The 13,533-nt window shown below is 71.0% G+C and carries 14 protein-coding genes; 11 read left to right on the top strand and 3 right to left on the bottom strand.

Annotated features, from left to right (window positions below; genetic code table 11):
- Positions 1 to 90: 90 nt before the first annotated feature.
- A complete protein-coding gene (locus ACLJQF_RS05530; RefSeq protein WP_410607105.1) occupies positions 91 to 894 on the bottom strand; it encodes a class I SAM-dependent methyltransferase in 804 nt (267 codons plus the stop codon).
- Entirely contained in the window at positions 873 to 1,379 is a 507-nt protein-coding gene (locus tag ACLJQF_RS05525; RefSeq protein WP_410607104.1) for a DUF2505 domain-containing protein, read from the bottom strand. The genes ACLJQF_RS05530 and ACLJQF_RS05525 overlap by 22 nt, the downstream gene beginning before the upstream one ends.
- Positions 1,380 to 1,403: 24 nt before the next feature.
- On the opposite strand from ACLJQF_RS05525, the gene ACLJQF_RS05520 reads away from it, so the two are divergent.
- From ACLJQF_RS05520 to ACLJQF_RS05490, 7 genes are all read left to right on the top strand, one after another.
- Entirely contained in the window at positions 1,404 to 2,459 is a 1,056-nt protein-coding gene (locus ACLJQF_RS05520) for a UDP-N-acetylmuramate dehydrogenase (RefSeq protein ID WP_410607103.1), read from the top strand.
- A gap of 160 nt (positions 2,460 to 2,619) precedes the next feature.
- Positions 2,620 to 3,798, top strand: coding sequence for a L,D-transpeptidase (locus ACLJQF_RS05515; protein WP_410607102.1), 1,179 nt, complete (start codon positions 2,620 to 2,622; stop codon positions 3,796 to 3,798).
- Between the two features lie 3 nt (positions 3,799 to 3,801).
- Positions 3,802 to 4,617 (top strand): alpha/beta fold hydrolase, encoded by an 816-nt coding sequence (locus ACLJQF_RS05510; RefSeq protein WP_410607101.1) that lies wholly within the window; start codon positions 3,802 to 3,804, stop codon positions 4,615 to 4,617.
- 22 nt (positions 4,618 to 4,639) lie between these two features.
- Complete coding sequence (mshA, locus tag ACLJQF_RS05505; protein WP_410607100.1) at positions 4,640 to 5,944, top strand: D-inositol-3-phosphate glycosyltransferase; 1,305 nt, start codon at positions 4,640 to 4,642, stop codon at positions 5,942 to 5,944.
- Positions 5,941 to 6,453 (top strand): YbjN domain-containing protein, encoded by a 513-nt coding sequence (locus ACLJQF_RS05500; protein ID WP_410607099.1) that lies wholly within the window; start codon positions 5,941 to 5,943, stop codon positions 6,451 to 6,453. Before mshA ends, ACLJQF_RS05500 begins: the two co-directional genes overlap by 4 nt.
- Positions 6,454 to 6,523: 70 nt before the next feature.
- Positions 6,524 to 7,390 carry a DUF4349 domain-containing protein gene (locus ACLJQF_RS05495; RefSeq protein ID WP_410607098.1) on the top strand — a complete coding sequence of 289 codons (867 nt, stop codon included), beginning with the start codon at positions 6,524 to 6,526 and terminating at the stop codon, positions 7,388 to 7,390.
- Positions 7,391 to 7,821: 431 nt separating this feature from the next.
- Positions 7,822 to 8,571, top strand: a complete 750-nt coding sequence (locus ACLJQF_RS05490; protein WP_410607097.1) for a phosphoglyceromutase — start codon at positions 7,822 to 7,824, stop codon at positions 8,569 to 8,571.
- 63 nt (positions 8,572 to 8,634) lie between these two features.
- On the opposite strand, the gene ACLJQF_RS05485 is transcribed toward ACLJQF_RS05490, so the two are convergent.
- Positions 8,635 to 9,276, bottom strand: a complete 642-nt coding sequence (locus ACLJQF_RS05485; RefSeq protein ID WP_410607096.1) for a DNA-binding response regulator — start codon at positions 9,274 to 9,276, stop codon at positions 8,635 to 8,637.
- A gap of 67 nt (positions 9,277 to 9,343) precedes the next feature.
- On the opposite strand from ACLJQF_RS05485, the gene ACLJQF_RS05480 reads away from it, so the two are divergent.
- The 4 genes from ACLJQF_RS05480 (at position 9,344) to ACLJQF_RS05465 (ending at position 13,448) form a co-directional block, all read left to right on the top strand.
- The gene (locus ACLJQF_RS05480; RefSeq protein ID WP_410607095.1) at positions 9,344 to 10,207 is read left to right on the top strand and encodes an oxidoreductase; all 864 of its coding nucleotides are present in this window, start codon (positions 9,344 to 9,346) and stop codon (positions 10,205 to 10,207) included.
- A 145-nt stretch (positions 10,208 to 10,352) separates the two neighbouring features.
- Positions 10,353 to 11,594 (top strand): sensor histidine kinase, encoded by a 1,242-nt coding sequence (locus tag ACLJQF_RS05475; RefSeq protein ID WP_410607094.1) that lies wholly within the window; start codon positions 10,353 to 10,355, stop codon positions 11,592 to 11,594.
- On the top strand, positions 11,591 to 12,280 hold the full coding sequence (locus ACLJQF_RS05470; protein WP_410607093.1) for a response regulator: 690 nt from the start codon (positions 11,591 to 11,593) through the stop codon (positions 12,278 to 12,280). Before ACLJQF_RS05475 ends, ACLJQF_RS05470 begins: the two co-directional genes overlap by 4 nt.
- A 184-nt stretch (positions 12,281 to 12,464) precedes the next feature.
- Positions 12,465 to 13,448, top strand: a complete 984-nt coding sequence (locus ACLJQF_RS05465; RefSeq protein ID WP_410607092.1) for a hypothetical protein — start codon at positions 12,465 to 12,467, stop codon at positions 13,446 to 13,448.
- Positions 13,449 to 13,533 lie beyond the last annotated feature (85 nt).

The raw sequence follows: 13,533 nt of genomic DNA, 5'->3' as shown, positions 1-13,533 counted from the left end.
GTCACTTCGGGGTGACGCAGCGGGGGTGGCGCGGTGAACAGGCTGTCTTGAATGACTCATTCCTGGCGTCGGAGGTCTTGAATGAGTCATTCAAGACGTCGGGGCGACCGCGGACCAGGGGACGGTCAGCTCGCCGAGACGGATCCGGGACGGCGGGCCCAGCACCGGCCAGCCCCGCGCGGCGAGCCGGCGGACCGTCTCCAGCCAGCGCGACCGGACCCCGAAGGACTGGTGCGGGGCGGCCGTGGCCCAGCCGGCGTCGAGAGCCGTCAACAGTGCGTGGACGCGCTCGCCGGGCACGTTCCGGTGGATCAGCGCCTTCGGCAGCCGCTCGGCGATGGTGGACGGCTTCTCCAGCCCGGCCAGGCGCATCGACAGCGTCAGCGAAACCGGCCCGGCCCGCGAGACCAGCACCCACGTCGACAGCCGCCCGATCTCGTCGCAGGTGCCTTCGACCAGCAGGCCCTCGGCGGGCATCGAGTCCAGCATCAGGCCCCACGCGCCCGCGACCTCGTCCTCCGCGTACTGCCGGAGCACGTTGAACGCCCGCACCAGCACCGGCCGCGTCCCGGCCAGCTCGAACCCGCCGCGGCGGAAGTCCAGCAACGGCGGCGCCGCGGCGGACTGCGCGAAAGCCACCCGCTCGGGATCCAGCTCGAGGCCCAGCACCCGGACGTCGGGACGGACCCGCCGCAGCCACCGGGCCAGCTCGACCGTCGTCACCGGGGAAGCGCCGTACCCGAGGTCGACGACCAGGGGTGCGTCGGCCGAGCGCAGCAGCCGGGACGTGGCCGGCGCGGACGCGATCCAGCGGTCGACCCGGCGCAGGCGGTTCGGGTTGGTCGTGCCGCGCGTCGGCGCGCCGACCGGGGTCAGTTTTGGTCGGTGAGCCACTTCGCCGTGAATTCGGACTCGTGCTCCAGCAGCTTCGTGACCTGCTCGGCGATCACGCTCTCCAGCTTCCCGCCGAACAGCGGGATCCGGACCGTCACCTCGCCGCTGATCCGCAGCACGGTCTTGCCGCCGTTGGCCAGCAACGCCGTCCGCGCGGTGATCTCGCCCGGGACACCGCCGACCTCGACCGTGGCGTTGCCCTGGTGGCCGGTGCCGTCGTTGCTCACGCGCCAGGTCTGCGTGCGGGTCACCAGCAGGTCGCCCTTGTGCAGGGTCCGGACCGCTTGCGGCAGCTTGTCGGCGCTGATGCCCTGCCGCAGCTGGTACCGCAGGTCCGAACCGGAGACCTCGTACGACAGGAGCGCCGCGCTGTGCCCGCCGAGCTGCTCCAGGCGCGCCCGCAGCGCCGCCTCACCGGCGACGGCCGCGTACGTGGACGCGACGTCGGCGGTGAACTCAGCGCGGTGCTCGATCCGGGATCCCATGAGCCGGACAGTACCGTCAGACGCGTGAACTCCGCCCGAACTCCCGCACTCCCGAGGCTCGCCGCGTACACCACGCTGCGCCTCGGCGGCCCGGCCCGCCGGTTCGTCAGCGCCGTGACCAGCGAAGACCTCGTCGCGGCGGTCCACGAGGCGGACGCGGCGGGCGAGCCGGTGCTGCTGCTCGGCGGCGGCTCCAACCTGGTGGTCGGCGACGCGGGGTTCGACGGCACGCTCGTCGAGGTGGCGAACACCGGCTGGCGCCGCGACGGGGACGTCGTAGCGGTCGAAGCCGGCCAGAACTGGGACGCCTTCGTCGCCGGCCTGGTCGAAGCGGGTCTCGGCGGGCTCGAATGCCTCTCCGGCATCCCCGGCAGCGTCGGGGCGACGCCGATCCAGAACGTCGGCGCGTACGGCTGCGAGGTCGCCGAGTCGATCGTCTCGGTGGAGCTGTACGACCGCGGGACGCGCGAAGTGCGCACGCTCAAGGCCGACGAACTCGGCTTCGCCTACCGCACCAGTGTCCTCAAGGGCACGGACACCGGCGTCGTCCTCTCGGTCCGCTTCGAGGTCCGCGAAGACGGCCTCTCCGCGCCCATCCGCTACGCCGAGCTGGCGCGCACGCTCGGCGTCGGGATCGGTGCCCGCGTCCCGGCCGCCGACGCCCGCGAAGCCGTCCTCGAGCTGCGCCGGGGCAAGGGCATGGTGCTCGACCCGGCCGACCACGACACCTGGAGCGCCGGCTCGTTCTTCACCAACCCGATCGTGCCGGGCGCCGAGGCCGAAGCGGTCCTCGAGCGGATCACGTCGGTCGTCGGCGCCGAGGCGCCGCAGTACCCGGCCGACGGCGGCGTCAAGCTGTCCGCGGCCTGGCTGATCGAGCGCGCCGGCTTCGCCAAGGGGTACCCCGGTCCGGGGAACCGGGTTTCGCTGTCGACGAAGCACACCCTGGCGCTGACCAACCGCGGCGACGCGACGACGGAAGACCTGCTCGCCCTGGCCCGCGAGGTCCGCGACGGCGTCCAGGTGCGCTTCGGCGTCCGGTTGCACCCCGAACCGCTGCTGATCAACTGCGTGATTTGAGCCGAACCGGGCAACCCGTACGTGTGTAGGACGTCTTTGTCGACAAAGACGTCCGCCACCTGAACGGTTGGTCTTTACCTTCCGCCAGGTAACGTCGGCTGGGTCACCAGCGCTAAAGGCGTGTGCCCGCTGGTCGGCGGGGGATTCCAGGAGGTTTTCGGTGATCGAACGGCGTACGGTCTTCAAGGCTGCTCTGGCGGCTGGAGCCGCTCTGGTCGCCGCGGCGTGTTCGAGCGAGAACGGCGGCAACGCGCTGCCCACCGGCGCGGCAGGCGCCGATGGCGAAGGTGGCGCGAAGCCCGTGGCGAAGATCACGGCCGAGCCCGCCGCCGACGCCAAGGACGTCGCGGTGCTCAAGCCCGCCGTGCTCAAGGTCGCCGACGGCAAGCTCACCGAGTGCAAGCTGACTGCCGACGGCGGCAAGGACGTCAAGGGCGACCTCTCGCCCGACGGCCTCACCTGGACCAGCTCCGAGCCGCTCGGCTACGGCAAGACCTACACGTACTCGGCCAAGGCCACCGGCAGCGACGGCAAGCCGGTCGAGTTCACCGGCAAGTTCTCCACCATCGCCCCGGCCAAGCAGGTCCGCGCCACGCTGAACCCGGCCGACAACCAGACCGTCGGCGTGGCCATGCCGATCAGCGTCAAGTTCGCGTCGCCGGTGAAGGACCGCAAGGCGGTCGAGAAGGCCCTGTCGGTGAAGACGGACAAGAAGGTCGAGGGCGCGTGGGGCTGGCTGTCCGACAGCCAGGTCGACTACCGGCCGAAGGAGTACTGGCCGGAGAACATCACCGTGAACGTCGAAGCGAAGCTGTACGGCGTCGATCTGGGCGGCGGCGCGTACGGCAAGGCCGACGTCACCACGAAGTTCAAGATCGGCCGCAACCAGGTGGTCAAGGTCAACACCCCGGACCACCAGATGCGCGTCTTCCACAACGGGTCGCAGGTCAAGAGCTACCCGTGCGCCAACGGGCTGGACGCCGAGGTCGACCGCAACACCCCGAACGGCACCTACATCATCATGACCAGGGAGCCGACGGCGGTGTTCGACAACGCCCGCTACGGCTACACGAACATCAACAAGAAGTGGGCCTGCCGCTTCTCCAACCACGGCGAGTACATCCACGAGAACCAGGACAACGCGGCCAACATCGGGAAGACCAACAACTCCCACGGCTGCGTCAACCTGCTCGAAGCCGACGCCAAGGACTACTTCGACTCGGCGCTGATCGGCGACCCGGTCGAGGTCACCGGCTCGAAGCTGTCCCCGCCGATGAACTCGGACGTCAAGGACTGGAACTTCAGCTGGGCGGCCTGGCAAGGGCTGGGTGCCAAGTAACCCGTGCGCACCGAAGTCGTCGGGCACGGCGGGGTCCGGCTCGGCCTGCGGGTCGAGGGTGAGCAGAACAGCCGTCCGATCGTGTTCGTGCACGGCTGGGCGCAGTCGGCGGGGTGCTGGGCGGCGCAGCTCGCCGATCCGGCCCTGACCGAGCGGTTCCGCCTGGTGGCCATGGACCTCCGGGGCCACGGCGCCTCGGATGTCCCGATCACCGGGTATGACGATCCCCACGCCTGGGCCGACGACCTCGCGGCGGTGCTCGACTTCGCCGGCCCGGACGCGATCGTCGTCGCCTGGTCCTACGGCGGCCTGGTGCTGGCCGACCACCTCCGGGTGCACGGCACCGCACGGCTGCGCGGACTCGTGCTGGTCGGCGCCATCACCGAAATCGGCCGCGACCGGCCGGGCGGACGCGTCGGCGCGCTGATGCGCGAGCACATGCGGGCGATGCTTTCGGACGATCCGGACATCGCGGTCCCGGCCTTGACCGCGTTCACCCGGGACATGGCCGCCACCCCGGTGCCCGACACGCAGGCGCAGGCCCTGCTGGGGGCCTCTCTCAGCGTGCCGCCTTCGGTCCGCTCGGCCCTGTTCCGGCGGGACGTCGGCAGCGAAGAAGTGCTGGCCGGGATCGACAAACCCACCCTGGTCCTGCACGGCTCGCACGATGGTGTGATCGATCCCTCGGCCGCCGAGTACGCCCTGGGGAAGATTCCGGGTGCCACCCGACGTTGGTTCACCGGTGGGGGGCATGCGCCCTTCGCCGAGTCCGCGGCCGAGTTCGACGCGGTGCTCCGGCAGTTCGCCGAGGAATGCTGAAGTACGCGGGAGACGTGACCAGGTGACCAGCTCCATCCGGAGGTTCCGGGCTGTGCCGCGCCGGATCGCGGTTTTGTCCGTACACACCTCCCCACTCGAACAGCCCGGAACCGGCGACGCGGGCGGGCTGAACGTCTACGTCAGCCAGACCGCGATCGAGATGGCCCGCCGCGGCGTCGAGGTCGAGGTGTTCACCCGCGCGACCGCGTCCGGCCAGCCGCCGGTGGCCGAGCTGGCGCCCGGGGTGACCGTGCGGCACGTGCAGGCCGGCCCGTTCGAGCCGCTGAGCCGCGACGAGCTGCCCGCCCAGCTGTGCGCGTTCACCTCCGGCGTGCTGCGGACCGAGGCCTTCCACGAGCCCGGTCACTACGACCTCATCCACTCGCACTACTGGCTCTCGGGCCAGGTCGGCTGGCTCGCCCGCGACCGCTGGTCCGTGCCGCTCGTGCACACCGCGCACACCCTGGCGAAGGTGAAGAACGCCGCGCTCGCCGACGGCGACAAGCCCGAGCCGCGCACCCGGGTGATCGGCGAGGAGCAGGTGGTCGCCGAGGCCGACCGGCTGGTCGCCAACACCGCGGTCGAGGCGCGCCAGCTCATCGACCTCTACGACGCCTCGCCGGACGCGGTGCACGCCGTGCCGCCGGGCGTCGACCTCGAACGCTTCACGCCGGGCTCCCAGTCCGTCGCGCGCGCGGAGCTGGGGCTGGCCGACGACGACGTCGTGCTTGCCTTCGCCGGCCGGATCCAGCCGCTCAAGGCGCCGGACGTGCTGCTGCACGCCGCGGCCGCGATGCTGCGCCGCCGTCCCGAGCTGGCCTCCCGGCTGGTCGTGCTGATCGTCGGCGGGCCGTCGGGAACCGGGCTGGAGCAGCCGCAGGCCCTGCGCGAGCTGGCCGTTGCGCTCGGCATCGAGCGGCAGGTCCGGTTCCTGCCGCCGCAGCCGGGCGAGCGCCTCGCCCGCGTCTTCCGCGCCGCCGACGTCGTCGCGGTGCCGAGTTACAACGAGTCGTTCGGCCTGGTCGCCCTCGAGGCGCAGGCCTGCGGGACGCCCGTGGTCGCCGCCGAGGTCGGCGGGCTGCCGGTGGCGGTGCCGCACGGGGTCTCCGGGCTGCTGGTGCCGGGGCACGGCGCCGACGAGTGGGCGGACGCACTGGCCGCCGTCGCGCTGCGCCCGGACCGGTGCGCCGAACTCGGTGCCAACGCCGTCGTGCACGCGCGCCGGTTCTCCTGGCGCCGGACGACGGACGCGCTCCTGGACATCTATGCTCAGGCCACCGGCGCGTTCCGGCACGCGCTGGACCTGCGCACGGAGGTGGCGGTGTGAGCCTGGACGAGCTGATTCGGTCTACTTTGGACTCGGCGGAGCTGAAGTACGACCGGCGCGGACCGGGCAAGTACTTCGTCACCTTGCCGGGAACGAAGAAGCTGCAGACGAACGCGTGGCTGGTCGACGGCGACCACGCGTTTTCGGTGGAGGCCTTCGTCTGCCGCCGTCCCGATGAGTCCCATGAGGACGTTTACCGGTTCCTGTTGCAGCGCAACGCGAAGCTCTACGGCGTCCACTACACAGTGGACAGTCTCGGGGACATCTACCTGGTCGGCCGGTTCGGCAAGGAGACGATGTCCGCCGACGAGCTCGACAAGGTGCTCGGCCAGGTGCTGGAAGCGGCCGACGGCGACTTCAACACGCTGCTGGAGATCGGCTTCGCGACGTCGATCAAGCGCGAATGGGACTGGCGCGTCTCCCGCGGTGAATCCTTGGCCAACCTGCAGGCGTTCAAGCACCTCGTCACGCCCGGGAAGCCGCACGAATCAGGCTTGACCGAGTCGTGACCCGGGCCGTGCAACGGCCCTGAACCGGACATCCGTCTCCTCGCCAGTCGAAACTGGAGGGAGACGCAGGATGCGGACTCGATGGAGAGCCGGGCTCGTGGCCGTGGCCGTGGCGTTCGTGCTGGCCGGCTGCTCGGCGGCCCAGGAGGGCAAATCGTCCATGGCGGACAGTGCCGGCTCCGGGCCGGTGCCGGCCGAGCCGCAGCAGGGCAGCGGCAAGCCCGGGCAGGAGAAGGTGACCCCGCCGCAGCCGGGCGCCACCGACCGCAAGCTCGCCCGCAGCGCCCGGCTCGAACTGACCGCCCCCAAGGTCGCCGACGTGGTCGCGCAGGCTCGCGGGATCGCGCAGGGCGCCGGCGGCTACACCGGGCAGGAGAGCACCGGCGAAGAGCTGGCGACGCTCAACCTCGCGGTGCCCGCGGACAAGCTCGACGGCGCGCTGGACCAGCTCTCGCACCTGGGCAGCCTGGTGAAGCGGGAGCTGAACACCCAGGACGTGACCGAACGGGTCGTCGACGTCGAGGCGCGGCTGGCGACGCAGCGGGCGTCGGTGGAGCGGATCCGCGCGTTGCTCGCGCGGGCGACGTCGGTGTCCGAGATCGCTTCGGTCGAGAGTGAGCTGACGAGCCGCGAGGCGACGCTCGAATCGCTCGAGCAGCAGCGGAACTCTCTCGCCGGCAGCGTCGCGATGGCGACGGTGGCGATGACGATCCGCAGTGTGGCCGCACCGCCTCCGCCGGGAGAAGACCACAGCGGGTTCCTCGGCGGGCTGGCCGGTGGCTGGCACGCGTTTCTCGTCTTCGGCGGCGGCCTGCTGACGGTGCTGGGCGCGATCGCGCCGTTCCTGCTGTTCGTCGTGCCGCTGGGCTGGCTCGGCTGGTGGCTGCACCGCCGTCGCCGTCCGGTGGCCGCGGCGCCGGAGCCGAGCGAGAGCTGAGCGGAACAGGCGGGACGGCTCGAGGGAGGGGGAGTCGCGATCTCGAGCCGCCCCGCTGAAGTTCCCGCCGATCAGGACCCGGTGACGAGGGGGGTGTCAACGGGGCCGGCGGGCCGCGGCTCGGCAGGGGGGAGACGAGCCGCGGTCGATGCCCGAATCGGCCGGGGAGTGCGTGGAATCCAGCCGCTCGGGACGTAGTCAACCTGTCAGATCCCGCCCGGTAATCACAAGGCTACTGGCTAGCCCGTTCGAGTGAATTTTCGAAATGTCGATAACGGTGTGCAGTGTCCGGCGGAATTTTTGCGCGTTGTTGGCAGGTGGACTTGTTGAAGAGTGAGCTGTTACTCCGGAGTAACACACTCTGGGTAGGACGACCGGTGCGGTAGAGGTCACCAGTCGGTTGCGTGGTGCGTTCTGGCAGGCTGTCGGGCATGGCCGAGATTGGGACGTTGGTGCTGCTGCGGCACGGGCAGAGCACGTGGAACGCGGAAAACCTGTTCACCGGCTGGGTGGACGTACCGCTTTCGGAGCAGGGCGAGGGCGAGGCCCGCCAGGGCGGCCGGCTGCTGGCCGACGCCGGGCTGCTCCCGGACGTGGTGCACACCTCGCTGCTGCGCCGCGCGATCTCCACCGCGAACATCGCGCTGGACGCCGCCGACCGGCACTGGATCCCGGTGAAGCGCGACTGGCGCCTCAACGAGCGCCACTACGGCGCGCTGCAGGGCAAGGACAAGAAGCAGACCCTGAGCGAGTTCGGCGAGGAGCAGTTCATGCTCTGGCGCCGCTCGTACGACACCCCGCCGCCGCCGATCGACCCGAAGGACCAGTGGAGCCAGGTCGGCGACCCCCGCTACGCCGACCTCGGCGACCGGGCGCCGCTGACCGAGTGCCTGAAGGACGTCGTCGAGCGGCTGCTGCCGTACTGGGAGACCGAAATCGTGCCGGACCTGCGCGCGGGCAAGACCGTGCTGGTCGCCGCGCACGGCAACTCGCTGCGGGCGCTGGTCAAGCACCTCGACGGCATCTCCGACGCCGACATCGCCGGGCTGAACATCCCGACCGGCATCCCGCTGCGCTACGACCTCACGGAGGACCTGCAGCCCGTGAAGCCGGGTGGCGAGTACCTCGACCCGGCCGCCGCGAAGGAAGCCGCTGCCGCGGTGGCGAACCAGGGCCGCTGACCCGCAAGTTCGTGAAGGCCACCTTGAGGAACTTCAAGTTCCTCAAGGTGGCCTTCACGAACTTCAGGGCAGGAGGCCGGCCTCACGGGCCCGGGCGCCCGCCTGGAAGCGGGACGACGCGCCGAGCAGCTCCATCAGCTCCGCCACCCGGCGCCGGTAGGTGCGCAGGCTGAGGCCGAGGACCCGGGCCGCCGTCTCGTCCTTGCAGCCCGACGCCAGCTGTTCCAGGATCTCCCGCGCGCCCAGCTCGGTGAACCGCGCCTGGTAGGACTCGAGGTCGGTGGCGGCGTGCCAGGCCGCTTCGAACAGCGACTGGATGCCCTGGACCAGGTCCGGGTTGCTGATCACCGTGTAGCCGCGGACGCCGCCGACGTGGTCGCCGGCCACGATCGCGATGCGGCGGTCGAGCAGGATCGTCTCGTTGATCTCGCGCTCGGTGATCCGGATCCGGGCGCCGCCGGCGGCCATCTGCCGCAGGTGCTCGGCCAGTTCGGGGTCGAAGAGCACGCCGGGCAGGTAGACCTTGCGCACCGTCATCCCCCGCACCGACCGCTCGCGCGCGGGCGCGGTCGGGTGCGCCACCGACCACGTGTGCAGGTCACGGGCCGCGCAGGAAATCTCCGTGGCGACCTCGAACAGGTGCGCCGTCCGCTCGAACAGCTCCGCTTCGCCGCGCACCATGACGACGTCAGTCACCTTTTCCACGTATTCCAGTGTGGCAGCAAACTGCCAAACCCGGAGGTCGCGCGGGCTGCGCCGGAAGGCTGGAGCCATGACCACGAACACCGCCACCCCCGCCGCCGCGGCGGGCACCTGGAAGCTCGGCTCCTTCGAAGTCAACCGGCTCGGCTTTGGCGCCATGCGCCTGATGTCCACTTCGGACGGCGGGATCCGCGCCCGCGAGACGTCGCTCGCCGTGCTGCGCCGGGCCGTCGAGCTGGGCGTGAACCACTTCGACACGGCCGCCTTCTACTTCGCCGGCCCGCGCTCGGCGAACGAACTGATCAACACCGCCCTGGCGCCCTACGACGACCTCGTGATCACGACCAAGATCGGCCCGGGCCGCGACTACGAAGGCACCTTCTACACGGCCCGGCCGGACCAGCTGCGCGCCCAGGTCGAGGAGAACCTGCGCGAGCTGGGCCTCGACCACCTCGACGTGGTCAACTACCGGATCGGCCAGGCCCTCGACCGCGGCACCGGCTCGCTCGCCGAGGGCTTCGGCGCGCTCGCCGAACTGCGCGAAGCCGGGCTGATCCGGGAGCTGGGCATCTCCAACGTCGGCCCGGAACACCTCACCGAGGCCCTCGAGATCGCACCCGTCGTCTGCGTCCAGAACCAGTACGGCCTCACCGCCCGCCGCGAGGACGACGAACTCGTCCGGATGTGCGCCGAGCGCGGGATCGCGTTCGTGCCGTTCTTCGCCGTCGCGAGCGGGACGGGGGAGGAGGAGCGGGTCGCCGAGGTCGCCCGCCGCCACGACGTCACCCCGGCGCAGGTGCGGCTCGCGTGGACCCTCCACCAGGGACCGCACGTGCTCGCCATCCCCGGCACCGGCGACGTCGGGCACCTCGAGCAGAACGTCGCCGCGGCGGCGCTGGAGCTCACCGGCGAAGATCTGAAGGCGCTCGGGTGATTTCGCCGGAATGTCTCGCGGGGGAATCGATCGGGTGAACGCCGCCTGAAGCCCCGGCGAACATGTCCTCCGCAGGTGTCGCGGTGCTCACGACAAGGCGGACAACGCTAGGCCGAAGGGCCACTTCTCAGCTTACGATCGGCCCGTGACCACGCCTGTTTCACTTGCACTGGCCATCGGCGCACTGGTGGCCGGTGCGGTGGTCGGCTACTTCCTGGCGCGGGCTCGCACCCGCCGGGAAGAGGCCCGGCCGCCGGGCCCGACCGTCGCGGAGCTCCTCGAACGGCTGGTCCGCTCCTCGAACAACGGCGTCGTCGTGCTCAACCGCTTCGGCGACATGGTGCTGCACAACCCGCGCGCCTACGAGTTGGGCCTGGTCAAGGTCAACCAGGCCGACCCGCGGGCCCGCAAGGCCGCCGAGCAGGTCGTCGAGACCGACGAGCCGATGGAAATCGACCTGTCCCCGCTCGAAGCGCGCGGCCGCCAGCCGGAGGCGGTGCTCGGCCAGGTCCGGCCGCTCGGCGACGGCTTCACCGTCGTCGAGGCCGTCGACCACTCCGAGGCCATCCGGCTGGAGGCCGTGCGCCGCGACTTCGTCGCCAACGTCAGCCACGAACTCAAGACCCCGGTCGGCGCGATCGCGCTGCTCACCGAGGCCGTCCTCGACGCCGCCGAGGACGTCGAGGAAGTCCGCCGCTTCGGCGGCAAGATCCTGCGCGAGTCCACCCGGCTCGGCCAGCTCGTCACCGAGCTGATCGCGCTGTCCCGGCTGCAGGGCGCCGAACGGCTGCCGGACCTCAACGTCGTCGAGGTCGACGCGGTCGTCCGCGAGGCGCTCGGCCGGACCACACTCTCGGCGGAGTCCGCCGACATCAGCATCACCACCGACAACCCCGGCGGCCTGCTCGTCGAGGGCGACCGCACGCTGCTCGTCACCGCGCTGTCGAACCTGCTCGAGAACGCCGTCGCGTACTCGCCGGCCGGCAGCCCGGTGTCGATCTCCCGGCGGCTGGCCGACGGGATGGTCGAGATCGCCGTCACCGACCGCGGCATCGGCATCGCCGAGGACGAGCAGCAGCGCGTGTTCGAGCGCTTCTACCGGGCCGACAAGGCCCGCTCGCGCGCCACCGGCGGCACCGGCCTCGGCCTGGCGATCGTCAAGCACGTCGCGGCCAACCACGGCGGCTCGGTCGGGCTGTGGAGCCGTCAGGGCACCGGCTCGACGTTCACCCTGCGCATCCCCGCGCACGTCAGCCCCGAACCGGCCCCGGAGCCGGCGCGGGCGGCAAAGACCTCGCCGGCACCGCGGCAGGAGAAGACCCCCGAGCGCACCCAGAGGCTCGTGGTTACCGGGCAGGACAGCCCAGATCATGGAGGAAACCTGTGACCAGGGTTCTCATCGTCGAGGACGAGGAGTCGTTCGCCGACCCCCTCGCCTTCCTGCTGCGCAAGGAAGGGTTCACCGCGGCCGTGGCCGTGACGGGCCAGGCCGCGCTGGAGGAGTTCGACCGCAACGGCGCCGACATCGTGCTGCTCGACCTCATGCTGCCCGGCATGAGCGGCACCGACGTCTGCAAGCAGCTGCGCCAGCGTTCGGCCGTGCCGGTCATCATGGTGACCGCGCGCGACAGCGAGATCGACAAGGTCGTGGGCCTGGAGCTGGGCGCGGACGACTACGTCACCAAGCCGTACTCGGCCCGCGAGCTCATCGCCCGCGTCCGCGCGGTGCTGCGCCGCGGCGGCGAGCCCGGCTCGGAAGGCGAGCTGGCCCCGCTGGTGCTCTCGGCCGGCCCGGTCCGGATGGACGTCGAGCGGCACGTGGTGACCGTCGACGGCGCCGAGGTCTCGCTCCCGCTCAAGGAGTTCGACCTGCTCGAGTACCTGCTCCGCAACGTCGGCCGGGTGTTGACGCGCGGGCAGCTGATCGACCGGGTGTGGGGCGCGGACTACGTCGGCGACACCAAGACGCTCGACGTCCACGTGAAGCGGCTCCGCTCGAAGATCGAACCGGACCCGGGCTCCCCCCGCCACCTCGTAACAGTCCGCGGCCTGGGCTACAAGTTCGAGACCTAAAACGGGCACTTTCACGTGAAAGTGCCCCGTTCCGGAGTGCGCACTCCAGGGGGCACTTTCACGTGAAAGTGACCTGGAGTGCGCACTCCGGATCGCCTTCGCGGGGGAGCGGCGCCGTGGCCGCACCGAGTGTTTTCGGTTACATGTTCGAGACCTGAGGCTGGGGCCGGTACCCTGGACCCCCGTGCGCCTAGGGGTACTCGACGTCGGTTCCAACACCGTCCACCTGCTCGTGGTCGATGCCCATCGGGGCGCCCACCCGACGCCGATGCATTCCGAGAAGTCCGTGCTGCGGCTGGCCGAGCAGATCACCCCCGGTGGCGAGCTCTCCAAGGCCGGCGCCGACGACCTCGTCACCGCGGTCGAATCCGCGAAGGACGCCGCCGCGCGGCTCGGCTGCCAAGAGCTGATGGCGTTCGCCACGTCCGCGGTCCGCGAAGCGAAGAACTCCGCCAAAGTGCTGGCCCGCGTGGCCGACAAGACCGGTGTCGACCTGCAGGTCCTTTCGGGCACCGACGAAGCGAGGTTCACGTTCCTCGCCGTCCGCCGCTGGTACGGCTGGTCGGCCGGGCAACTGCTGGTGCTCGACATCGGCGGCGGCTCCCTCGAGGTCGCGATGGGCCGCGACGAGGAGCCGGTGCTGGCCGAATCGCTGCCCCTGGGCGCCGGCCGCACCACGCGCACCCGCTTCAAGCACGACCCGCCGACGCGCTCCGAGCTCGTCGCGACGTCGGCGTGGCTGGACGACCAGCTCACCGACCTCGCGCGCAAGGTCACCAAATGGGGTGACCCCGATCGGGTCGTGGCGACGTCGAAGACGTTCCGCTCGCTCGCCCGGCTGACCGGCGCCGCCCCCTCGGCGGCGGGCCCGCGCGTCCGACGTACGCTCACGGACACCGCATTGCGCCAGCTCCTGGCCTTCATTTCGCGGATGCCTTCGGCCGATCTCGCGCAGCTCGAAGGCGTCAGTTCGAGCCGATCGCACCAGCTCGTGGCGGGTGCGCTCGTCGCGCAGGCCACGATGCGGGCGCTCGGTGTGCCGGAACTCGAGATCTGCCCGTGGGCTCTGCGAGAGGGTGTCATCCTGCGGCGGCTGGACCATTCGAACGGCGCGGATGAGACTGGAGCCGCCCTCACTGGGCGCTTCGGCGCACAGGAGGACCGGTGAAAGCACGCGGCTGGACTTCCCGGACGGATAACGGGCACGGTGGAGAGGTGACGGACATGCAGAGGTCGGTGTACAGCGCGCGCGG

The sequence above is a fragment of the Amycolatopsis sp. lyj-109 genome (assembly GCF_046548995.1).
Lineage (GTDB): Bacteria > Actinomycetota > Actinomycetes > Mycobacteriales > Pseudonocardiaceae > Amycolatopsis.
This window is presented reverse-complemented; position numbering and strand designations above follow the sequence as displayed.